Here is a 23922-nt window from a genome sequence, read left to right as displayed (position 1 = left end):
TTTTGAACTGAGTTGAAAAACCTTCATTCATCCCATTTGATCGCAGATTATGCCCCTCCAGCGATTGATGAAGTCTGCTGCCGAAAAATGATAATAGTGGCAATAATCACTAACAGAAAAGAGATAACACACCAAAAACAAAGCGCCTGTATAATAAAAACCTCAAGATATGTGAGGTAGATAGAAAAGAGCAAACCTGATATCAAAACAATTTTAGGAATAATGATAAGGTGGCTATACCGTATTAAGAACGTTGAAATAAATAACGTTGTGTAAAAAACTAATCCTAGAATCGGTAATGGTATCCCTGCTATACTTGCATACTGACTATCATTTACTTTTACACAGTCTCCGATGGGACAGAAAAAACTGCTCGACAAATGAGCTAACAAAAGATACATAGAAACCAATAAACCGATGATTGAAATAGTTTGCAATAAAAACACGCTTACACTTCTTTTTAACATCAAGAAGCATCACCTAAAAGATCCTCTAGCTGTTTTTCATCATAACCGTTGAGTCTTTGAGCCACCTTTCCATCTTCATCAACTAAATAGAATACTGGGAAAGTCTTGAAATTCAGTTCTTCTTTGATATCTTCGCTGGCAGAAATGATTGGAAAGGTAAAGTTGTGATTCTTTTTGACTTTAGCATATTCAGTCTGTTCGCCTTCACCGATCATCACAAAGGGTGTTTCAGGAAAGTTCTTATCTAACTTTTCAAGAGTTTGATATGATTCCTTGCAGACATCACAATCAACACGACCAATCATTACTACAAACTTACTTCCTAGATATTCGTCTATAGAAGCTGTTCCACCCTCTACTTCCCTTCCACTTACCATCGGCATATCTTCTTCTTCTTCTATACCCCCCATATCAAACACAAGTTCAATTGCGGGTTGAGGATTATTGTAAGCCCAAATTCCGACCCCAAGGATAATAACAACAAAACTAATTCCAAAAATCAGAAAGAATTTCTTCATTTGATACCCTCCATTGTCTCTTTCTCAAATTGTTTTCGATACAATTCAGGATACACAGCACCTGTTGAAAGTAACTCAGTATGTGTACCAGCTTCCACGATTTCCCCTTCATCTACTACGAGAATCCTATCTGCGTTTTGGATAGTACTTAAGCGATGTGCAATGATAATACGGGTGCTTTCTAAATTTTCTAAATTTTTGTGGATGCGCTCTTCCGTAACCGTATCAAGTGCACTGCTTGCTTCATCTAAAAGCATTATAGACGGGCGATGGACAAGGGCTCTTGCTAAGGCAAGTCGTTGTCGCTGTCCTCCTGAAAGGTTATTTCCTTCTTCCGAAAGGATCGTTTGATAATTCATTGGTAGCTTCATGACATCATCATGAATTTCTGCAAGTTTTGCAGCCCTAATAACCTCTTCTTGTGTAATATTCGAGTTATGAAAGGATACATTCTGAAAAATGGACGAGTTAAACAAATGGACCTGCTGCGTAACTACACCAATTTGATGTCGAAAACGTGGTTTATCAAGTTTATTGATATCACAACCATCAAATAGGACCCGACCTTCTGTAGGTTGATAAAGTCCCATAAGTAACGATGCTAAGGTGCTTTTTCCTGAACCTGTTGTGCCTACTATGGCTACGAATTCACCAGGTGAAATAACAGTAGAAACCTTTTTAATAACAAAAGGTCCGTATTGGTTATATCTAAAACCAACATCTTCTAGCTTAATTTCCCCACTCAGGAGTGGGGGATCTAGAACTGTTTCATCATTTTGTTCAGGTTCAGCTTCTAAAATATCTAATATGCGACGAAAGTAAGTACCCATCAAGACCATTTGATTTGTAGTGGTAACCAAAGAGGTCAAAGGTGTGAAAAAGCTAATGGCCAAGGTATAAAATGCAAGCATAGCACCTAAGCTCATCTCACCATCCATTACCTGCTTTGTTCCTAGTATTAAAATAATCAAAGGAGCTGCAATACGTAAAGTTTGCATGGAACTCTCGATATAGGAAGAGAAAAAACCTCTTTTTTGAGCAGATTTAATTTGTTCCCAAAACAACCTAGACCACTGTTTATAGACGCTAGACTCTACCCCTTCTCCTTTAACAACTAGAATTCCACGCAAAACTTCTGCCAAGTAGCTGGAAGCCTGTGTTTGACGCAGTATTTCCTCCTGAGACAATCGCCCGGTATAGTAATTACCGATCATGGTTAATACGATTTGAAGGATAGCGATAGCAATAACATAAATAGATAAATAGGCTGAACTATATAACATATAAGCTAAAAAACTGAAAACCAAACCTCCATCTAACAACATGGTTACTGATCGAGTAGACAATATTTCACGTATGATCATATTGCTATTTGCTCTAAGAATTAGATCCCCACTCGTTCGCATTTGAAAAAAATGATACGGGAGTTTTAATAAGCGAGTAAAAAATACCGTCATCAAATTCCAATCCAACCGATTTTGAAGTCGAACTAATGTCCTTGTCCGTAATAATGAAAAAACAAACTGTATTATTATCAAGAGGAGGACTGGAATAAAAAGAAAGTCTATATAAGTCCTGTTTTTAGCGACAATCACATTATCAACGATAAATTGAACAAACATTGGGGTCGCTACAGCTAAAAGCTGAACAAACAATGAAAACGTGATGATTGCTATGACTAGACGTGGCTCTTTCCACAAAAACCGAAGGTATTCTTTCCATACCTTTTTAACCTTTCGCTTTTTGAGCTCAGGTGTAGGTTTTAGTGACAAACATACGAAAGAATGAACGTCCTCCAATTCTTCAAAAGAGAGAACTCTTCGACCGATTGCAGGATCTAATATATACACTTTATTTTTCCTTACCTTCTCAATCACAACAAAATGATTACCCTGCCAATGAACAATCGCAGGGAATGAAAGCTCATCTAAGTGTTGAAGAGGTACTTTTTGAGCCACGGCTGTTAAATGAAGGGACTCAGCGATTTTCTTAATAATAAGAAGGTTGATTCCTTCTCGTCCGCCTCCCCATCTATTGCGCAACTCCCATAAGGTATACTCACTTTTGTAATAGGAAAGAATCATGGACAAACAACAGAGGCCACATTCTGATTGTTCCATTTGCTCTACAAAAGGAACACGAAGACGAGTGGAGATCATTCCACTGGTCCACCTAGTACTACAACAGAAGGAACTAAATCTGGATCAATAAAACGCAACAATCCAAACCCAACACCAGCTAATCCAAGCATAAAACCTGGCGTTTCTTCATTTTGAGGTATTCCACAAAACCATCCTTCACTCTGCGATTCTTCAAGAATTGAGGAAGCAATTTGAAGCGCCTTAGTTTTTAAGGACGAATCTCTTAATTGTTTGGAAGCAATAAGAAGCACTTCTAAGTTACCAAAATCACCATGGCACTGACAGTGACTTCCACCAAATCCTTCTCTAATGGTCGTATTTATCGCCACTTCTATTTCTTCCATCATAGAACTATCTTCCCAATGGTTTATTGTCATTAGGCGACCTAGAGCGATTCCAGCTGCTCCGTGACACCATTGAACCGGTGTCGTAATTCCGAGTCGCTTTCGTTCATCGCGATAACGTAAATCTGCCCAATTTCCTTCGTCTTCAATATAACGACTTCGTTCATATAAGATAGCTTGCTTACTGTATTCAAGGTACTTTTCGTCTTTTGTACAAGAGTAAAGTTCTGCTAGAGCCCATCCTATTCCAGCTGCACCATGAGATAAACCTACTAAAGCAGTTTCACCATCCATAGAAGAAACCCATCCATAGCCTTGGTCTCTTTTAGTAGCATGTTGAATTAGATGATTACCACATTGCACTGCGATTGAACGAGCTTGTTCTGATCCAGTTAATTTATAAAGTCTCAACGCAACTAGTAATGTGCCAGATACTCCTCCTATCAAATCAAACATGTCATCTCTACCGATCCATTTCTCACATTTAAGCAATGCATTTATGGCCTCGTCTAAGTAAGTTTGGTCTTTCCACAGTACACCCAGATGACTAAATACGTAAGCTACGGAAGCATAGCCATGGAATGCAGATAAAGAACCAAGTCCATCATATCGATCTAAAAAATCATATGCTGATTTTACTGCTGCTCGAGCTACGTCCTGGTATTGCTCTTCTTCAGAAACTTCTGCAAGATAAGCATAGAAAAGTGCGACACCCAGCACTCCATCATACATAGTGGCATCTAATGGGGTGAATAACCATCGGTTATATAGAGAGGCACCTATTCCAATCCAACTAACATCTTCTTTACTGTCACCCCAAAAAGCTGATTTCATTAACTGATCGCCAATCATCTTTGCTTGTTGCAAAAAGTCTTCTCGTGTTGCAAGGGTTTCTGGTACTTGTTTTGCGGCATGACTACGGTATTCTTTAAAATCCCATCGTTTTAGCATCGTTGCCATTGAAGTACGAATATATCTAGTTTGTTTGTGACAATCTTCTTTACTAAATGCTTTTATGCGAGCTAACGTATGATCTAGTGCCGAAAAATCATAAAACCCTGATGTTTCTTTGCCGCGACTATCCCAAACAGAAGTAGAACTCACTTTTGAAGAAAAATACGGAATATCACCATTTAATAAGTCTTTTGTTTCAGAAGGGATGATTTTCCCAAGCTTTTCATTTAGGTCAATAATACGCCAAAGATAATCGAACAGTTGTACACGGTCTAAACCATTTCTTAAATTATCGGGGTGAAGCGATGCCTCCAGCATAGTAGAATAAGATTGAGTATGGCGAAGGATTGAACGAACGTTATCCTCCTTGAATACCACAATGGGACCATTCTCGGACAGCAGCTCATCTTTATTTTTCTCAAGTAGTAGATATATATTTTCAAAGCCTTTTACCATTTCCTCAACGTAATTTTCCGGTAAGATCTCTTCCCCATTTAAAGAAGGACGGTTACTTGCGCCCTTATGATAGCCAACAACTTTAGACATTCTCATTTTATCTGTCTTTTCATTTGCAAATTTATAAATCGGTCGTGGAAGTTTCTGACCTGCATGACCTCCGATCCCACTCACTTCTATGGAACGGAAAGAACCTGATTTGAATAGTGAAGCTGGTAAAATTGCTGTTCTAAGAACAGATTGTGTTAGCTCTTCAGATGTTTTTTGTAGTGCAGTTAAATCCTTTGCATCAATAGGGTTAAAATTTTGAAATAGAGATTCGAGATCAATAAATTGAGGGTGCTCCCCTGAAGCAACCATATTTTCCATATGAATATCAGTAGCATGTAGCGTATGAAAAATCCCTATATAACCACCAAGACGCTTGTAAAAATGCTCAAGCTGACTTTTATTATCACATTCTTCATGACTTGCGTATTCTTGCCAACCATATAGGCCACGATCAATAACCTTTACAGGTTGAAACGTTGGCGCATACCCTTTTTCATTCACCCATTTCAATAATTGATTAAAATGAAAATCGATAGACATTGTTCGAGGCTTATAAACTAGACGTTTCCCCGAGTCAAATAACATAATTAGTACACTTCGCCCATCTCTGTGTAAATCTCCACTACCAGTCTGAATATGATTTAATTTTGAAAAATCCCCGTTAAACTCGTCTCTAATCTTAGGAATATCTTTAAATAAGCGTTCAATAGATTCCCATATAGCAACCTTCCAACGATTTGTCGTTTCTACCATTAGTCTCGCTAGTACAGGATATTTGTTTAGTAGGAGATAAATATCTTTTTCATTCGAGATATAGGATTCAATAAAATTATTGAATCGATCTTCTGACGTCTCTCCATCCAAACAACCTTTAATTCGCATAAGATTTAATTCGTAGACAAGAACACGCATAGAAAGGGTTAATAAGCTGTCCCTAGTAGCTGTTAACAAACTTTTTTGAATGACAGCTTCTTCGAAAGATACATCCTTAAATTGCTTCTTCCACTCTTTGTATGTAGTTGAAATTTCAAAGCTAATAAACTTTAGAAAAGGTTGAACAAACGTTATGAATTCCTGGTTATGTACGTCTTCATTCTCAAATTCAATATCCTCCTGTAAAAGATGAGGTCCATTAAAAATAGCAGATAGGCCTTGAACCCAGTTAACATTTCCCTTTGCAATCGGCGTATCTTTTCCAGCTAAAAGGGATTTGAAATCGTCTGGTGTTAAACCAGCTTCGGCTAAACGACGCTTTCCCTGATCATGCTGTAGCCCGGTTTTCTGAAACCAGTCTTCCATCTGTCCTTCCTTAACTTCCATCTTTTCTCCGAGTAAGCGTTCATGTAAGTAAAGGCCACGATTCAAATTCTGGAAATCAGTATCTGTAAAAGCTAATTGATACGGCATCATTATTCCCCCTGATCACAACAGTTTTGGATCAACCAAATGTAACTTTAAAAATATTTCCAACATACAATTAAGACAAGGAGAAGATTCCCCCTTGTCTTAATTGATTTAACTTTTAGTTATTAGCAACAAACAAATACGCTATTAGGACAGTCATCAGTGATTGTGCAAGACCATCCACAACCAGCTGCACCTGAAGCTTCTTGTAATTCCTCATCAGATAAAGTGACTACTACATTTTTCAAATCTTCCATTTTAAAATTCCTCCTCTGATTATGTTTTGGCAACCATGGCGCCTAACAATTGAAATTATATACATACATTTTTGTTAAATATATACGTTTTTTGTAATTTCGTACCAATTACACCAATAAAGGATAAAAATGGTATTTTAATAAGCTCCTTAGACCTGGTTATTTTGCCTCGAATTTCTTTATTTTGATAAAGAGGTGTCTTTAGATTGAGATAAATTACATGTATTACCTTTATTTAGAATGTTTTAACACGTAACGATTATTGTGAAAGGAAAATTCAGAAGAAAATCAATAAAAAAACCGAGAGCTTTTTACTCTCAGTTTTTTGTTTAATTTGTGCAAAATGGAAGGTATGATGATCAATTAGGTACAATCAAATTATAGCTATCACCACCCAAATGACCCAGAACATCAATGATTTTTTGGAAAAAATCGGTGCGACTATCTCCTTTATAAATCTCGTTATAAAGCTTACCATCTTTGATGAAAATGACTCGTTTGCAATAGCTTGCTACGACTGGATCATGCGTTACCATAAGAGTGGTGGTGTTTTCACTGTGGTTAATTTCAGTAAGTGTTTCCATGACAGCTTTGGATGAATTTGAATCAAGGTTTCCAGTAGGTTCATCTGCTAAAAGTAACGAGGGTTTATGAATAATCGCTCGAGCGATAGCAGTTCGTTGCGTTTGTCCACCTGAAATTTCATAGGTTCTATTATGTAAAAGAGATTCTATACCCAGTTGTTGAGAAATACGCGCAATTTCTTTGTCTATTTCTTGAGATTTCACCCCGTTTAAAGCTAAAGGCAATAAGATATTTTCTTCCACTGTCAGTGTGTCAAGAAGGTTAAATTGCTGAAAAACAAAACCAAGTTCATTCCTTCGAAAAATAGCTTTATCTTTATGAGTCATAGCATGTGGATTACTCCCGTTGATCGAAATTGTACCATGAGATGGCATATCAATTGTGGCTAATAAATTTAGTAACGTCGTCTTCCCACTACCAGAGGGACCCATAATTCCAACAAATTCTCCTTCATCAATTGAAAAATTGATGCGATCCAGAGCGCAATGAGAAACCCTTCCTCTATATACTTTACTCAATCCCTTTACATCTACAATTTGCATATAGCTCCCCTCCTAAGTAAGCATAGTGTAACGCTAGCACAATGGTTGAGGAATTGATTAACCTTACAATTCACTTACAAACTTGTAATTCACGTTACTTGTTTAAAATAAACCTGAACGATCGTGCCTTGATTGAGATTAGATTCTATCTCGATACGATGTCCTAATTCATCAAGAATTTGTTTAACCAGAAAAAGCCCCATTCCTGTAGACTCATGAAACGATCGTCCATTTTCACCAGTAAAGTAAGGGTCAAAAACACGAGGTAAATCACTTTTAGATATCCCAACGCCATAATCACGAACCGTAAAAACAATTGCATCTTTTAGTTGTTTCGCCTCAAATTTGATTTTCTGTCCACTGTCCACTGTGTATTTGATGGCATTAGTGATGAGTTGTGTGAAAACAAAAGATAGCCATTTTTCATCTGAATAGATGTGAAGTTCTGGATCGATCATATTTTCCGGATAGATATGATTCCTTATGAATAATCGTTTCTGAACAGAAGTTGTTTTTCTAATCAAAGAATAGAGACTCAAGGATTCCAGATAAAAGTCATTCTCAAAAGAATCCAGTCGCGAAGTATATAAAACGATATCCAATCCGTTTTTCATCCTCTCAATCTCATCGTTAAGAGACAAAGAAAATTCATCATCTCGTTCTTGCGCCATGAGGTGCATAACAGAGAGAGGCGTTTTCATTTGATGGACCCATTGATTTAAAAATTGAATGTGACGGTCAAATTTGAATGTGGAACTTTCCATTTCTTTTAGATAGTACTGGCGTAGTTCATCGTGAAACTGATCTAAATAGTATGGTAGTGGAGAAGATTGACGTTCCATGCTGTAATCATTCAATGACGTTAAAGGAGTTGAAAGTCGTTTATAAAATGTCTGGTTTCGTATGTAGCGAACGACTAAATAACAACCAAAGAGTAAGAGGCTTAAAATCGATGCATACAAAGCTGTAGATCCATTTCGATAGCCATCAAGCCAAAAAATCAGCAATATGAGCAATAATTGTCCGACATACAAACAGCAAAAAGAAACATGATCACGGAGAAATAGCTTCATTCTCCTCTCCCCCAATTAGGAATGAGACGATATCCTTTTCCCCTTACTGTCAGGATGGCATTTTCAATGTGGAGATTTTGAAGCTTTTTTCGCACACGGTTAATATTAACGTTAAGTGTATTATCATCTACAAATGCTTCCTCATCCCAAATTTTTTCAAGCAATCGGTCACGACTAATGACTGCTTCAGGCTTGCTTAAAAATTCACTTAGCATTCTTGTCTCCGTATGACTTAGTTCAACCATATCGGCACCAAAACTTATAACCATGCGGTCCACATCAAGGGAAACTCCCTCAAGGTTTATCGTCCTACTTAGTTGGTTCGTTGCATAATCACCATAAGACCGCCGTAATTGACTTCTTATTTTTGCAAGTACAATCTCATAATCGAAGGGTTTTGTAATAAAATCATCACCACCATTTTCCATAGCCATCACCTGTTCCATCTTTTCGTCACGAGCTGAAATAAATAAAATGGGACAAGTAGAGAATTGCCGTATTTGTCTGCACCAGTAGTAACCATCGAATTTTGGTAAATTGATATCCAATAAAACAAGGTGTGGAGAGAAAGCTTTAAACTCTTCAACCACACTTCCAAATCTTCGAACGACGCTTGTTTCAAATTCATACTTCTGAAAATAGTCTTGTAGGAGAGAGACCAACTTCTCATCATCTTCGACAATTAAAACACGAAACATAGATTCCACTCCTTCAATGATTTTCCAATTTTACTACCCTTATAGCAAACAGTTAATTTTAGCATATATTTCCACCATCTATAAATAGGGTTAAATCGTTAAACGGATTCACCTTCTTTATCTTACAATATCGTAAGGTAATGAAAGGTTAAACAATGGTAGTCAAATTGCATTACGCATATAGTACAACTATAGACAATTTGCTCAGAGACACCTTGCATCGAACAAAGCGAGTACCAGAGTCTTTGACAGTACATAAAGGTAGGGATAATGATGAATAAGGATGTTGAAGAAACATTAGTCGCTACAAAAAATTTAACAAAAAAATTTGGAGATCAATATTCAGTTGATCATGTGAATCTAGAAATTAAACGCGGTCAAATTTTTGGCTTTCTTGGCCCAAATGGTGCAGGGAAAACCACTTCAATCCGTATGCTACTCGGACTAATGAAGCCAACAGAAGGTGAAGTAAGGCTATTTGGTCAAACGTTTCATAAAAATCGAATTGATATTCTTCGACGAGTAGGGGCTCTTGTCGAAGCGCCTTCTTATTATCGAAACTTAACAGGATTCGAAAATTTAAAACTCTCTAGTAAAATATTAGGGTCTTCTAACGCCCGAATCGAAGAAGTGCTTGGAATTGTTCGATTATCTGACGTTTCCCACCAGCCAGTAAAGCAGTATTCTCTGGGAATGAAGCAAAGACTAGGAATAGCCCTCGCTCTGCTTGGTTCTCCAGAACTATTAATATTAGATGAACCTACAAACGGGCTTGATCCAAGTGGCATCCACGAAATTCGGCAACTGATTAAACGAATGCCCGAAGACTTTGGTATAACAGTGTTAATTTCTAGTCACAATCTTGCCGAAATCGAAATGGTCGCTTCCCACGTAGGCATCATTCAGTCTGGAAAATTAAAGTTTCATGGCACAATGGAAGAGTTGAAGAGAGATCAAAAACCTCGAGTTGAAATCAAGGTCAATAATTTGATGAGTGCTAAAGATCTACTACGCCAGCAAGATGTTCAAGCAAGAATTATGGAAGATATGCTACTGGTCGATCAACCAACTGACTCGGTTTCAGCAATAAATAGAAAACTTGTTAACAATGGATTCGAAGTCTCCCATTTGGTAGAGAGCGTCAAATCTCTAGAGGAAATCTTCTTGGATTTAACAGGAAAAGAGGGGGCCATCTAAATGTTTCATAAGGTTCTTTCAGCTGAATGGGCAAAGCTTCGCAACAATCGGATTGTTTTTCCAGTCATTTTAGCTCCGATTCTAATTTTGCTATTACAATACGCCAATTTTAAAATTCGGTATACAAGTGTCGTGAAAGATGGGGATGTACCTTGGACCATTTTTATTGAACAACATGCAGTGATCTGGGCCGTACTTATACTTCCAATCCTAGCAGCCGTGTTATCGAGCATGCTTATAATGAGCGAGAATTCAGATAATAACTGGAAGTATTTTTTGGCTCTTCCGATTAAACGTAGAGATGTGTATTTTGCAAAAATTACGTTAGTCATCTTCTTTTTACTGGTAAGCTCCATTTTGCTTGGCATTGGGATTTTAGGTAGTGCATCGATACTCCACTTACCTGGCGACGTCCCGTATGGTCGACTAATACAAACGCTTAGTGCTGCATTGATTGGCACTTTTGCTGTGTTAACCATTCAATTTTGGCTTAGTATTAAATTCGATAATCCAGGTATTCCTTTAGCCGTCTCTATCTGTGGAACGGTAGCAGCCATATTTCTATTACAATCAGCCCTGACACGATGGCTGCCTTGGGTATATCCTTATTTGGTACTTCCTATTCGGTTAAATGAAGGAATTAATATTATCTGGTATATGGGGCAGTCCGTGGTGGTGGGTCTCCTATGTTTAATCATAGGGTATCGTGAATTTGCCAACCGAGATATTTAAATATATGAAACAGAAACGAAGGTGAATAGAGTATGACGTTTGGTAAAGTATTAATGATGGAGTTAATGAAGTTAAGACGCTCTTATGTTTGGCTATTAATGTGTATTGCTCCACTATTAATGGTGACGTTTGGGGCTTATAACTTTGTCCGTTATCAGGATGTTTTCCTACAAGGGAATGCGGTTCCCTGGGAGAAACTTCTAGGACAAATCGTAACATTTTACGGCCTTTTACTTCTTCCGTTATCGATCGCAGTGATGGCCGTTTGGCTTGCTAGAATTGAACATTCAGAAAATAATTGGAAATACCTATTTACTATGCCAGTAAATTTGAAATCTATTTATATCACTAAAACAATTATTCCTATTGGACTCATCGGTTTATCCATGGTCATCCTTTATATTGGAACTATAGGAGCGGCGATTATTGTGGGTGTAGGGAATATCCCCTATGGTACGATGGCCGTTAATGTCCTAATATGTTGGATAACTTGTCTCCCGATCCTTGCTTTACAGATGATTCTAAGTATAAAATTCCCGAATATCGGAATCCCCATTGGAATAAGTTTAGCAGCATCGATTACAAGTGTTGTTATTACAAACAGCGCCTATGGAAAGTATTATTTCTGGTCTCTCCCCTCACTGACTTTAAACCCAAATTCAGAAGGGATGAGAAATCTTACTATCCCCTATTCACTCACTCTATCCTTAGTAGCCTTTAGCTGCATTATGGTAATAGGATATAGGTTCTTTCGAAAACAAGAAGCCTAACTAACCTAACATTAACTCACCAGTAAGGAGGCGATTATGACTTTTCCAAGATTAGCATTCATTAACGTAGTGAGAAACAACCAAGTTTATTTAGCCTACTTTCTTAGCAGTGTATTCTCGGTTTCTGTTTTCTTTATTTATGCTCTTTTTGCATTCCACCCTGCTTTCACTACAGAGATAATTGGCGGATATGTCTCTGTGGGTATGCATTTCGCAGAAGCAATTGTTTATGTGTTTTCTTTTCTCTTCGTGCTTTATTCGATGAGTTTATTTTTGAAAGCCCGAAAAAAAGAATTTGGTATTTTCGCAATCAATGGGATGTCGGATAAACAATTGCGTAACCTGATTTTTTTGGAAAATATGCTCATGGGATCCGCAGCCATAATTTCAGGAATATGTATTGGACTGCTGTTTGCAAAACTATTGCTTCTAATTAGCGAATATGCCTTAGGAATGTCAAATGAGCTCCCTTTTTATTGGCCCTGGGAAGCCATTCTCTTAACTTCCATTTCATTTGGTGTGCTGTTTTTGATCATTTCATTCTTTACGACTTCTTTTGTCCAGGGTAGTCAATTAATTGATCTCTTTACAGGAAATACAAAACCGAAACGTGCACCCAAAGCATCTCTTGCTTTATCCACTTTATCTGTTTTTCTTTTAGGAGGAGGCTATGCTATCGCGTTGCTCGTACAAGAAGCTATGGTTTTCTTCGCCATGATACCAGTGACCATTATCGTCATAATTGGAACCTACTTCTTTTATACGCAGCTTAGCGTCTATATTCTTCAACGCATAAGAAAACATAAGAAAATCTATCGACATAAAGTGAATATCATCATTGTATCGAACCTAATTTATCGTTTACGTGATAACGCTCAAATTTTATTCATGGTAACGATTGTCCTTACCATAACCTTTTCAGCGATCGGAACCATCGTTGGTATTCGAACCATGCTTCTTGAATCAACGAAAATTACTCAACAAGGTATTGATATTGTCTTGTTTATTGGGTTTTTTATAGGGGCAGTATTTTTCATATCTTCCGCAAGTCTATTATATTTTCGACTTTATACCGATATGAAGGAGGACAAACGCGAGTATGAAATGCTTACAAAATTTGGGGTAACGGAAAAAGAGTTATCAACCATCATTACGACTAAATTAGGCGTCCTCTTTTTTATTCCATTATTCGTTGCCACCATTCATGGCATCATATCCCTTATTGCCATGCAAAACATGTTTAGTTATTCACTTATAAAAGAATCCATTTCGGTCATAGGCAGCTTTATACTATTACAAATAATCTATTTCATTTTAATAAGATTTCAATATCTCACAAAAATCAAAAGTGTATTAAACGTAAAAAAGAACAGTGTAAAACGTTAATCTAGCAATGCAAAAACTCTATAAGAATACGGATAAAATTTAATCTAACAGAAGGAGGTAATATCATGAAGGCTACGGGCATTGTGCGCAAAGTTGATGAATTGGGGAGAATTGTTTTACCAATAGAACTCAGAAGATCCTTTGGAATTAATATAAAAGCCCCCATGGAAATATACGTAGACGATGACCAAATAATCATAAAAAATTATGCACCAAATGAAGAGACTTGTCAGGTAACAGGTGAAATATCAACAAACAATTTGGTCCTTGCAAATGACAAAGTAATATTGAGTCCAAAAGCTGCCAAAACAGTAATAGAGGACTTACATAATTACATAAACAATAATTTTGATTAGAAACAAAGTTGTCAGAAACATCATGGTCTTTCATCCTGGCAGTCGTCGCATAATGTGGAACGTATTGTCTCGGATCGCAAAAGGTATCAACACTCCACGACCTGTTTATTCCGAGACACCACAAGACCAAAGCGCTCACTTCTTTCACTGCAGTACCTCACCGCCATAAAAGAAAGAACAAAGAAGCTCATTTCCACATGGGTTTTTTTGTGTTTTCCCCCTCTTAATGTGAGTTCTAGAAATAAGTGATATAAACGTTCTGGGAAATGGAATTTATACCCAGAACATGGAAGGGGACATGATAAGCTTGGAACATTCCCATATATTGAAAAGATGAACATAGATTGGTGTAAGTCCGAGATACCTGTAAAAGTACATTAACCATTCCAAAACCATTCCGAATTATGGGAAACCTTTGTTTGAACATAGTGAACATAGAAATTACCTCTTATTTTGCACCTTATCGGACATTAAAAAGCTGAACTAAGGGATAGGATGTCCGATAAATATATATTACTGGACATCCTAAAACCACTGATACAATAGCATTTTAATTTTTTTACCATATACAATGTAGATGTTATACATATCTCAGAGTAACCCCAAACCATTCCTGTTATAGGCAGATTTAGCTTAAAAGTAACTTTTCGTCGTTAATTATGAAGATAAGTTATACACGTTCTCTTACAAAAGCCAGGATTGTAGCAGAGCATAAAATCATAGTTCGTATTTCCTGTTGTCGCCTCTTATTACGATTTTTTAGCTGTCTACTTATGAAATACCTAGGTAAAAGGTGGCGAATTAACGGGAGGCAATTTACTGGTGATATCATCTGCAGTATAATCAATATTCATATGGGTAATTTTCCAAATAATGTTTTCGGATGCAGTACTTTATGACCAAGAGGGGTGAATAAAGTGATAGAAAGTGAGTACATGATTAGGTCTTTAACAAACGACATTTGGTCGCTTACTAATAGGATCCAATCCAATGCAGAAGATATCAACAGATTAGAACAAGCTAAGACCAACATTTTAAAGGAACAAGAGGAACTGGCGGTGCAAAAAAAGCTCGTTTTTGACCCGGAGTTGTCAACTGATTCTTGGGCAGGCAAGCATGCCGCAGAATTTCTAAATATAAGAAGCGACATAGAGCAGGCTTATACAACTATCTCGAACCAAAAGGTAGAATCTCTGCTTGAAAGAATAACAAGTGAAATAACTCGGTTACAGAATCTTAATTCAAGTTTGTCCCAATCGGTAGAATCAAAAGAAAATCATATGAATGCTATAAAAAGCAAGTAGCGGGGTGATGAAAAATGTCAGAAATAAATATTAGACCCAATGAAGTGGAACCCGTTTTTAAAAGTTTAAAGGAACGAACTACAGAGTTGAATACAACTAACCCTCGCCCTCAATTTCCAACATCTACACTTAACCTCATCGAAAGAATACACACCATCGAAGAGAAATATTACCAAACGTTAGACACGTATAAGACAGCACTTATAAGAGTGGAAGACGATATCAGTTCCAATATTGATTCTTTTATTCAGACTGAACAAAGATTGTCAGAGCAGATGAAAAAATAGAGATAAAGGTTCTTTGGAATTCATAATTAATCGTTAATCAGATATAGGTAAGGAGTCGGACGGATGAAGGTATTGAATGTATCCGAAGTGATTCAGGGGATAGATGAAATCATTCAAAAAAAGGAGCAGGAAAAGGAACAAGTTCTTACTCTAAGAGATGAAATGAATAAAGTAATTGGTTTAGGTGATGCCCTTAAAGGGGAAGGCGGGGAAGCTATAAAGGAACATTTCATTACCTTGCACTTTCCGGCTATTATCCTGTTCAATCAATTCCAGCAACAATATATAGATGTGCTCAAAGAGATCCAGCGTGCTATTGGCGAATATGAAAGCCAAGATGGGTTAGTAAGGGAAGGCTTTATTGAAAGTGATATTGAAAACGGATTGAATCGATTAGAGAACATAACCCACGATATTGTGAATGATATAAGGAACCATTATGACTCAGTAGGGGATTTAATTAACCCTATGAGTCTATCTACTTCTCGTCTTGACCAGTCCATCTTTCAGGCAAGACGGCAAAACGCGGAGACTGTTAATGGTTTAAGAGAGCTTGATGAAACAAGTTCTTCACAACTGGAGTCTCCTGAGCAATCCATAGATCAGATTCAACAATTTGTTTCGAAACTAACATCGTGGACGAAAAATGGGGTATTTCTGACTGAGGCTCAAATCAATCAAGTGGAGAATTATTTTGGAGAATCGAACACCATTCAGGATATGATTGATAGTGCTATGAAGCTATCTGTAGAACAAGGAGATTCTACCCCTAAAGGTGATGTAGCCCAATGGCTTTCCGATTTAGGAAAATTAAACGGTGCCTATAATGTTGCGAAAGGCATCATTGCAGCAAGTGTGCTAAGCAGTGGAATGCTGAAATTGACCCAGGATAGAAAAGGCAATTTTATTGTGGCGGCTTCTTCAGCGTGGAAGCAAGATATCAATAAGAAATATGGATCCAACTTAGCTAGCAATCTTCACAAACTATTAAAGACAGGAAACAAGTCTGCCAACCCAGTACTTAATAAATACTTAGGGAAATATAACAACGCTCCAAGCGGGGTACTCAGGGAAATGATTAATCTAGAAGGGGGAACGACTCGGATTAGTTTCGGCAAAGTTGCGAACAAATACACGAATGTGTTAGTTCTCGACGAAAATATGCTTAAAAAGTACAAATGGGATGTTGATATGAAAGCAACGACAAAACAATTCTCGGATGCTAAGACTATTTCTAAGTTTGCCAAGCGTATCCCTTATGTGGGGATAGGGTTCTCTGTTATGACTAATTCCGGGGAATTTTACAGTGATACCAATAAGCATAAGTCAGGATTGGAAAAAACGGGTCGGTTTGCTGCAGGTCTCGGATTAGATGTCGGGGTTGCAGGTCTGACAACCGGTGGAGCTGCCATTGGTACGATGATTTGTCCAGGTGTAGGAACCATTATTGGCGGAGCAGTGGGAGCTGGAGTTGGTATTATTGGGTCCTGGATCGTTGAGGATACTGTGAAAGACTGGGGCGAGGATGCCGGAAGATGGCTGGATGAGCAAGTAGAAGGAGCTATAGAATGGGGAGAGGAGACAGGGAAAAAGTTAGAAGAGGGGATAGATGATCTTATCTCAGGTTCTGGAAAGTTCATCTCAAACTTTTTCAATTAACCATATAAACAGAAATGGGGAGATACAATGAGCAATTCATCTCTGGATAAACAAGGTGAGATCATTCAAGAGCCAAAAAAGTTCTCTCTCAAAAGTGGCTTCAAATTCTTTCTAAAGGCTAACCTTCTAATGATTTTTATTTTGTTGTTGTTCGTAATCAATTATGGAGTGTGGAGAGGTACAGGTGGATCTGCTTTAGGTATGTTCATCTTTACCCTTGAGCTTTTCCTTATCCTGATAGGCGTAACAGCTTGTGTAAAGCCAACGACAAGGAACAGGAAATTCAGCATGCCGCAAAAAAATGAGTGGCTCGGCTTAGGTATAGCAACTATTTTATTTTCGTTGATGTCGTTAATATTCACAGGCATTCATATTCCTTATCCAAGCACACTTGTTCTTTTAACTATCTTCACAAACGTCATGGTGGCTTTATATTCAATTATTTTCCATAAACCAGCAATAGCTTTGTATGAATCGAATGTATATGGAGAAGCAGAAAGTGTCATGGATTACACATTTAAGTTTATAGCTGTTCTTTTCTCAGGAATCAATTATCATATTCAAATTATTTTAATGAGGTTACCGCTAATCTTAAATAAATTAATTGCAATAGTATTTGTCTTTTTCTTATTGTGGCAAAGCGCAGTACTTATTAATGTTTTTGAGCAATAGGTAGTAACCGGCAATAGTAAGATGGATAGCTGTCAACGATAGAAAGAAGATGAAACGAGAACCAAAGTTTCCGGTTGGCGGTATTTTTGACTAAATAGCATAAAAAGCCAAGGCTCACCAACGTATTACTTCTGTTGGGCCTTGACCTTTATTATCTCCAGGCACTTATCCGTTCTGATTTAGGAACAAATGCTGCCGACATGGATTTCATTCTTGCCGTTAACAATTTGTTACGCCCTTCAGGAGTCCTTGTGTAAATAAGTTCTACTTTTCCTACACGTTTTTCCCACTCCTTTGTGAAAAATTCCGCATTTTCTTTCCTGCGTCCAATTTCTTGTGGTATAGCATGGTAATCATAGCGTGGTATGAAGAATAAGCTTGATTTTCTAAACAAAATATACCTTGGGTTTTCAATAGGGTCGACAAGTTCTTCCATCGCTTTGAGGAAGACCGTTTTTTCATGGGTAGTTCCTTTTTCCATCCAGCATGTAACAAAACCGAGTTCGTTTTTTTCAGCATGAATTTGATTGTGTTCAAGATTCGTTTGGATTAGGTTCATATAATGTAATGTGTTGTAGACCACCTCTCCAACATGAACCATACTGGATTCAATCGAGGAATGGCGCAAGGAAGTTTTGATTGCTTTTAACAATGGCAATGCAGAAAGGATCGCGATGAGAGCTACCACAAATAAAAAAGCAAGATTGAAATCATTCTCAGCGTAAGCTGTGTTTGAATCCAGAGCTCCAAAAAAGAGTTGCACACCATTAATAATGGCAAAGATAAACATGGCCTTAAGTGTATTTCTGAAAATAAAAGGACGAGGAACTGCTCGTTTATCCGAAATGATCTCTTCCGTAATTTCTCCATCCTGTTCTACAGCCTTTTTCCAACGATCGAAAAGTTCCTTGCGAGCACTTGCTCTTTCAAACATTTTCTTGTTTGCGGTATGGATTTTCTCCTGAGAATAAGGAGGCTGCTGTAAATTCATTCGTTCGATGCCGGTTTCAATAGTTTCTCTTTGGACCGCGATTCCTATTAACGAACGGAATCTTCTGGTGAGCGAGTTAAAATCATGGCCTCCATCTCGTTGATCAGGGTCAAAACAAACAAGGTGCCATATATTGGCTGTTTTCATAGGATTACCAGTTTCTGTCCGGATTGCTCGACCGCGCATTTGATTGGACAGCATGAATGTTCCCACGTAGGAGGCGAGTATCAAGGAGTTAATACTCGGTGCATCCCACCCTTCCCCTAGCAATGCAGTTGTCCCCACTAATACTTGAATCCCGCCTAATGAAAACACTTCTGTCATAACACTTACCATCTTTTGGCGTGAAGCTGCTTTCATCTCTACACGGATATATGCTTCGTCATAAGCAAGGGGACTGGATTGGAATTCTAAATGTTGTTCGTCCGCACATGTTTGCAAAAGCGGAAGCGCTGAACTTGGAATAATGACAATCGATCCGGTTAACACACCTATTTTCACTTGAGTTCCTAATTCTCTGCGGATCTTTTCAAAGATCGGAATTACCCCGAGACGAACAAGTGGTTTTTCATCGCCTGTTTTATTTGGCATATCTTTCATTCTGATATAATCGGCAAGGATAACCAATCGTAAATCTTTGCCTAATTCTTTTTCCTCAAATGAAACAATCTGGCTGATGCTTGAGAGTTTTGAAACACTATTTACTAATGTTCGGTTAATCATATCGGTAGACTGCAGCATCACTTTTCTTCTTTCGACAGCACCTATCTGTGAAAGGTGTTTATGAATGTCTTTAATAATCGCTTCTCTAGGTGCAAAGTAATCATCTTTAAACAGCACACCTGTAAGCATTTCTTCAAGCCATTCCAAATCAAAATCAGGAATATCCTTTTCATTAGCTTCAATAGTTTTAATAGCTTTCTTCCATGCCGTACTGCCTGATTTCTTCAAGTAAATGATAAGGCTCGAGAAATAGGAAGGTGATGATAGAATATTTTCTACATGATCTTTGGAAGAAGCGATCCAAGGATGCTGTTCAATTAATGTTTTAAATGCTTCGTTATGTATGATTTCTTTTTGAAATGCCCTTACCTTCTCCTTGAAGGCATAAATCGGCTCAGATTCTTCATGGGAGGGAGCTGAAGCATAGACATAATCTTGATGGGGGCATAATTCTGCTTCCCTCACAAGTTCAGGGACACTAATTTCGGCATCTATGTGTCCGCATAAATCCACATACTTCTTCCACTCCGACATGCTGGTGTCATAAGGCGGGGTAGCCGTTAAAGCAACGATCGCCGGATGTCCAAGGCTGTCGCGAAAGTCAATCGTACTCTGCCACCAGGCTGTTCTTAAATGGTGGGCTTCGTCTAATATGAAGGTCTTAAACCCAATCTTATGTAAATGGTCCATAGCCAGTTCCACATCATTTTGACTTTCTGCTGATTCATCTGTCGCTGAATCAGCAGGTTCATCCAGTTCTTCTTCCTCGTCCTTCTCTTGTTCTCCTCGATAAAGGCTATGTAAGGATTGATAGGTGGTTATGGTTAAAAATGCCGGCTGACGGATATCAGTGGAAATCCAATCAGGTCTTGTTTTAGTTTGCAAGAATAACTCTTGAAATCTATCAGCCCATTGATTACGAATGGCAATAGTCGGTGCAACAATGAATGTAGGTTGATTCAGTCGAAGCATGACTTCTAAACCTAACACAGTTTTACCGGAACCAGGCGGAGCTACCAGATGAAAATGCTTATCTTTCAAATGTTTGTCTAACTGATCGAGGGCTTTTGCTTGGTAGGAACGCCAGTCATAGCAAAAAGATATCTCATCCGGAAATGCCTCCATTTTCTCTCCTCCTTCTTCAAAATTCTATGTACAATGGTATATATAGTATAACAATATTTGCACAAGCTAGCGTAATTGAAAGTGGAAAAATTGAGGAAATTTCATGTATAGTATGGAGTATAGTTAAGGAGGGATTGCATGATCGATAAAGGGACAATCAAGCTAACTGTAAATGAGTTAGTGTCAGCATTAGTGCTGTGCGGTTACGAACAAGTTGCTAGTCAGATTCTCAATGATCATAAGTTAATTCAAAACGAGGCAGAGTTTGACCGTTTTGTATATCAAGCAGAAACATCTTTAAGACAAAAGGGGTACTGGGATGATGAAAAGCCAAGCAATATTGCTAGTGGATTAGAAGATTTGCTGCACTTGCTAGTTCAATCAACGAAAAAAGTACGATGTGTAAATATAGAAAGAGAACGTGTTGCGCTTATTCATTCTATAAATCAAGAGCATTCGCTAATACAGGAAATCCATAGCCATGAGCATACGTTCTGGGTTCATAAAAACAATGAGGGGTTTGAGTCCATTTTGCGCAGCCACTATGGTTTAGCTAGTACTGATCATGGCAGCAGTGATTTACAAACCATCCAGTTGTCAGATGATATGTTTGATGGTTTACATGCTGCAGAAACGGTAGTATTGGAGAGAATGATTCAGGATGAAGAAGTAGATGCTTCCTTGCGAAGTTTTTTAAAGGATTTCTTACATAACGAACAGGAGTTAGATAATCTAGCTTTCATGGTTTCCAATTTTGTTGAGGATCAGTCCAAGTTTGATCAAATTGTTTTCTTATTACCAGGGGAGGGACTAATCTGGCATATTGATTATGAACAGGTGAACAACCATGAAATTTTTATCCATCCTGTTGAAGCAGGGGAATACTTCCATAAGATAGAGAATACCTTGCTGGAGTTCTTTCATAACTTGAACAAGGTCGAGAAAAGGTAGGGGAAAGCAGTCTTTCTATCATTTTAAGGTTATCGACTAGGAAAAACAGGGAAGTATTTATGTAACTAGTTTGAGGAGGCCTTTTATGAAGAAAGTGATTAGTTATTCTAAAGAGATTCTGGATGAATTCCAGAAAGATAATGTTCCGATATTAGGTGCGGCACAAGCATATTATTACTTACTTGCGATTGTTCCTATGCTTATCCTGCTATTATCTATCCTGCCTTATTTAAATATTGATCCTGAAACAGCTATAGATTTCTTGCAAAATGTGGCGCCAGGAGGAACGGTGGAGACGTATCGTGAGAATATTGTCAACCTTGTCGCGCAGCCTAAAGGCGGGCTGCTGACCATTGGTATTATTGGTACATTATGGTCAGCCTCAAGCGGTGTTAACGCATTTATACAATCATCGAATATGGCTTATAATGTAGAAGAGACGAGATCGTTTATTAAGATCAGATTACTATCCATCTTGCTTACACTAGGTATGATTGTAGCGATTGTCGTCACTCTTACTTTGCCAATTTTTGGTGATGTGCTTATTAATTTCTTGCAAGCATTCTTAGGACTGCCCGAGACCACAGTGATCTTATTTCAAGTACTGCGCTGGGTAATTAGTATAGTTGTGATGAGTGTAGTATTAATGGCGTTATATCATATTGCACCAAACAAAACGTTACCCTTTAAAGAGATTTTGCCTGGAGCAATAATTACGGCAGTTCTCTGGCAGCTTATTTCCCTTGCCTTTTCCTTTTATGTCAGCAATTTTGGTAATTATTCGGCGACGTATGGCAGTCTGGGAGGGATCATTATTTTAATGCTTTGGTTCTTTATTACGGGTATTATCCTAATGATTGGCGCAGAGATCAACGTGGTCCATCATCGTAGGAAAAAGGCGAACGTGAAGTAAAAGTAAAAATGGGTTGGACAAAAGTGTTTTTACCAAGTAAAAGTCCGAACTAAGTAAAAATTACAAAGGGTGCCTATAATCCGCTACGAAAATATACTTCGCTTTCCGCGGCCCTCGCGCGTAGTGGGGTCGTTCGGTGTTGGCACAGGACGTGCCGGTTTTAACCGAACTTCCTTGTTGAGCCTCCTTGTGCTGACGCACTGCGGGGTCTCATCTAGGCCTTTCCTCCCGTAGGAGTCTCCGTATATTTTCTCCGCTATAAAGTACATTGTTCGTCTTTTTACTTAAGAAGTTTAGATTCTCTCAGCCTCTTTATGACAAAACCAGCTATTTCTAAAGAAACGAAGGGCTTGACTATGAAATTAGTGATACAAGTTAGCTTAATTATTATTGGCAGCCTGTCTCTAGCCCTAGGTATAATAGGGATTGTGCTGCCTTTAATACCGACTACACCATTTTTATTACTTTCAGCTGCATGTTTTGTACGAAGCTCGAATAGACTTTACCAATGGCTTATCCATAATAAGTGGTTCGGGAGCTATATTCAAAACTTTCGTTCAGGAAAGGGAATTCCCTTAAAAGCGAAGGTGCTCGGAGTTGCCACGTTGTGGATTTCCATTATCTATTCTGCTTTTTTTATTGTACCGTTAGTGTTCGTACGAATCATCATGATGTTAGTGGCGGCCTACTTTACGTGGTTCATTCTGTCTCAAAAGACACTGAGATGATGACTTATAATCCCTCGGCAGTCTATGCCATTTGCGCTGTGTCGTGGTCATAGTTAATTAATTCCTTCCTTGGGATAAGTAGAAAGTAACATTTTTCAATAATTTTCAACAATTATTTGAAAGCGGATTCATTTCATGGTACTATTTTTTCAAAACTACCTCCGAGAACATCTACATTTCGTAGCGGCTGCCCGTTCCCTATCGAACAGGTAATCCGTACGGAAGATGCCGGATTGATCTGGAGAGTGAATAAAGTGTATGCCAGTGGAACTTGTTATGTAGTCGGGGAGGCAAAATCCCCAGGTAATAACCCTATCACGAAAAAGTATGATGGTTTTTTCATAGGGTTCGTTATTGATCCAGAAACAGATCTCATTGTGGATGTGGAGTGCACTGCCATGATGGGAATTACCGTTAAGTTTGTGCAAAGTCTTTTTGCAGGGCGGAGTATATTGGATTATGACGGGGCTGCTAAAGAGGTACAGGCACGCTATTTTGGCTCTTCTCAAAAAGCATTAATTGTAGCTTTTAAACAAGCCTATTATAAATATAAAGAAGCACTAAATAAGTAGAGAGCTGCTTTATCTAACTTCTCGTTGATAAAACCCAGCTGACAAGAATACGATTCTTGCAGCTGG

22 protein-coding genes are annotated in these 23922 nt (G+C 38.1%); 13 read left to right on the top strand and 9 right to left on the bottom strand.

Going from position 1 to position 23922, the window contains the following annotated elements; all coding sequences use genetic code 11:
* Positions 1–47: 47 nt before the first annotated feature.
* The 8 genes from G6R08_RS22450 to G6R08_RS09795 all read right to left on the bottom strand — a co-directional run bounded on the left by G6R08_RS22450 (position 48) and on the right by G6R08_RS09795 (position 9490).
* Positions 48–467: a vitamin K epoxide reductase family protein gene (locus tag G6R08_RS22450; RefSeq protein WP_163527815.1), complete on the bottom strand. Its 420-nt coding sequence runs from the start codon at positions 465–467 to the stop codon at positions 48–50.
* Entirely contained in the window at positions 467–985 is a 519-nt protein-coding gene (locus tag G6R08_RS09825; RefSeq protein ID WP_163527814.1) for a TlpA family protein disulfide reductase, read from the bottom strand. Before G6R08_RS09825 ends, G6R08_RS22450 begins: the two co-directional genes overlap by 1 nt.
* Positions 982–3144 (bottom strand): peptidase domain-containing ABC transporter, encoded by a 2163-nt coding sequence (locus G6R08_RS09820; protein WP_163527813.1) that lies wholly within the window; start codon positions 3142–3144, stop codon positions 982–984. Before G6R08_RS09820 ends, G6R08_RS09825 begins: the two co-directional genes overlap by 4 nt.
* Positions 3141–6341 (bottom strand): type 2 lanthipeptide synthetase LanM family protein, encoded by a 3201-nt coding sequence (locus G6R08_RS09815; protein ID WP_163527812.1) that lies wholly within the window; start codon positions 6339–6341, stop codon positions 3141–3143. The genes G6R08_RS09820 and G6R08_RS09815 overlap by 4 nt, the downstream gene beginning before the upstream one ends.
* A 119-nt stretch (positions 6342–6460) precedes the next feature.
* Positions 6461–6592, bottom strand: a complete 132-nt coding sequence (locus tag G6R08_RS09810; RefSeq protein WP_163527811.1) for a type A2 lanthipeptide — start codon at positions 6590–6592, stop codon at positions 6461–6463.
* Positions 6593–6951: 359 nt separating this feature from the next.
* Entirely contained in the window at positions 6952–7719 is a 768-nt protein-coding gene (locus G6R08_RS09805; protein WP_163527810.1) for an ABC transporter ATP-binding protein, read from the bottom strand.
* Between the two features lie 89 nt (positions 7720–7808).
* Positions 7809–8792 (bottom strand): sensor histidine kinase, encoded by a 984-nt coding sequence (locus tag G6R08_RS09800; protein ID WP_163527809.1) that lies wholly within the window; start codon positions 8790–8792, stop codon positions 7809–7811.
* The gene (locus G6R08_RS09795) at positions 8789–9490 is read right to left on the bottom strand and encodes a response regulator transcription factor (RefSeq protein ID WP_163527808.1); all 702 of its coding nucleotides are present in this window, start codon (positions 9488–9490) and stop codon (positions 8789–8791) included. Before G6R08_RS09795 ends, G6R08_RS09800 begins: the two co-directional genes overlap by 4 nt.
* A 270-nt stretch (positions 9491–9760) precedes the next feature.
* On the opposite strand from G6R08_RS09795, the gene G6R08_RS09790 reads away from it, so the two are divergent.
* From G6R08_RS09790 to G6R08_RS09750, 9 genes are all read left to right on the top strand, one after another.
* Positions 9761–10687: an ABC transporter ATP-binding protein gene (locus G6R08_RS09790; RefSeq protein ID WP_240339684.1), complete on the top strand. Its 927-nt coding sequence runs from the start codon at positions 9761–9763 to the stop codon at positions 10685–10687.
* On the top strand, positions 10688–11419 hold the full coding sequence (locus tag G6R08_RS09785; protein WP_163527807.1) for an ABC transporter permease: 732 nt from the start codon (positions 10688–10690) through the stop codon (positions 11417–11419).
* 32 nt (positions 11420–11451) lie between these two features.
* A complete protein-coding gene (locus G6R08_RS09780; RefSeq protein WP_163527806.1) occupies positions 11452–12189 on the top strand; it encodes an ABC transporter permease in 738 nt (245 codons plus the stop codon).
* A gap of 36 nt (positions 12190–12225) precedes the next feature.
* Positions 12226–13575: an FtsX-like permease family protein gene (locus G6R08_RS09775; RefSeq protein WP_163527805.1), complete on the top strand. Its 1350-nt coding sequence runs from the start codon at positions 12226–12228 to the stop codon at positions 13573–13575.
* 65 nt (positions 13576–13640) lie between these two features.
* Positions 13641–13931 (top strand): AbrB/MazE/SpoVT family DNA-binding domain-containing protein, encoded by a 291-nt coding sequence (locus G6R08_RS09770; protein ID WP_163527804.1) that lies wholly within the window; start codon positions 13641–13643, stop codon positions 13929–13931.
* 917 nt (positions 13932–14848) lie between these two features.
* Positions 14849–15235 carry a YwqH-like family protein gene (locus tag G6R08_RS09765; protein WP_163527803.1) on the top strand — a complete coding sequence of 129 codons (387 nt, stop codon included), beginning with the start codon at positions 14849–14851 and terminating at the stop codon, positions 15233–15235.
* A gap of 14 nt (positions 15236–15249) precedes the next feature.
* Positions 15250–15522 (top strand): DUF5344 family protein, encoded by a 273-nt coding sequence (locus G6R08_RS09760; RefSeq protein ID WP_163527802.1) that lies wholly within the window; start codon positions 15250–15252, stop codon positions 15520–15522.
* A gap of 63 nt (positions 15523–15585) precedes the next feature.
* Positions 15586–17181, top strand: coding sequence for an LXG domain-containing protein (locus G6R08_RS09755; protein WP_163527801.1), 1596 nt, complete (start codon positions 15586–15588; stop codon positions 17179–17181).
* A 27-nt stretch (positions 17182–17208) separates the two neighbouring features.
* Positions 17209–17853: a hypothetical protein gene (locus G6R08_RS09750; RefSeq protein ID WP_163527800.1), complete on the top strand. Its 645-nt coding sequence runs from the start codon at positions 17209–17211 to the stop codon at positions 17851–17853.
* Between the two features lie 151 nt (positions 17854–18004).
* On the opposite strand, the gene G6R08_RS09745 is transcribed toward G6R08_RS09750, so the two are convergent.
* The gene (locus tag G6R08_RS09745) at positions 18005–20692 is read right to left on the bottom strand and encodes a DEAD/DEAH box helicase family protein (protein ID WP_163527799.1); all 2688 of its coding nucleotides are present in this window, start codon (positions 20690–20692) and stop codon (positions 18005–18007) included.
* A 138-nt stretch (positions 20693–20830) separates the two neighbouring features.
* On the opposite strand from G6R08_RS09745, the gene G6R08_RS09740 reads away from it, so the two are divergent.
* From G6R08_RS09740 to G6R08_RS09725, 4 genes are all read left to right on the top strand, one after another.
* Complete coding sequence (locus tag G6R08_RS09740; protein WP_163527798.1) at positions 20831–21643, top strand: hypothetical protein; 813 nt, start codon at positions 20831–20833, stop codon at positions 21641–21643.
* A gap of 85 nt (positions 21644–21728) precedes the next feature.
* Entirely contained in the window at positions 21729–22556 is an 828-nt protein-coding gene (locus G6R08_RS09735; RefSeq protein WP_163527797.1) for a YihY/virulence factor BrkB family protein, read from the top strand.
* Between the two features lie 356 nt (positions 22557–22912).
* Positions 22913–23284, top strand: coding sequence for a YbaN family protein (locus G6R08_RS09730; RefSeq protein ID WP_205439414.1), 372 nt, complete (start codon positions 22913–22915; stop codon positions 23282–23284).
* Between the two features lie 254 nt (positions 23285–23538).
* On the top strand, positions 23539–23856 hold the full coding sequence (locus tag G6R08_RS09725) for a DUF3870 domain-containing protein (protein WP_079529166.1): 318 nt from the start codon (positions 23539–23541) through the stop codon (positions 23854–23856).
* Positions 23857–23922: the final 66 nt, after the last annotated feature.

Origin of the sequence: Halobacillus ihumii (assembly GCF_902726645.1) — a bacterium.
GTDB lineage: Bacteria > Bacillota > Bacilli > Bacillales > Halobacillaceae > Halobacillus_A > Halobacillus_A ihumii.
The sequence above is the reverse complement of the archived record's forward strand: the minus strand, read 5'-3'. Positions and strand labels throughout refer to the sequence as shown.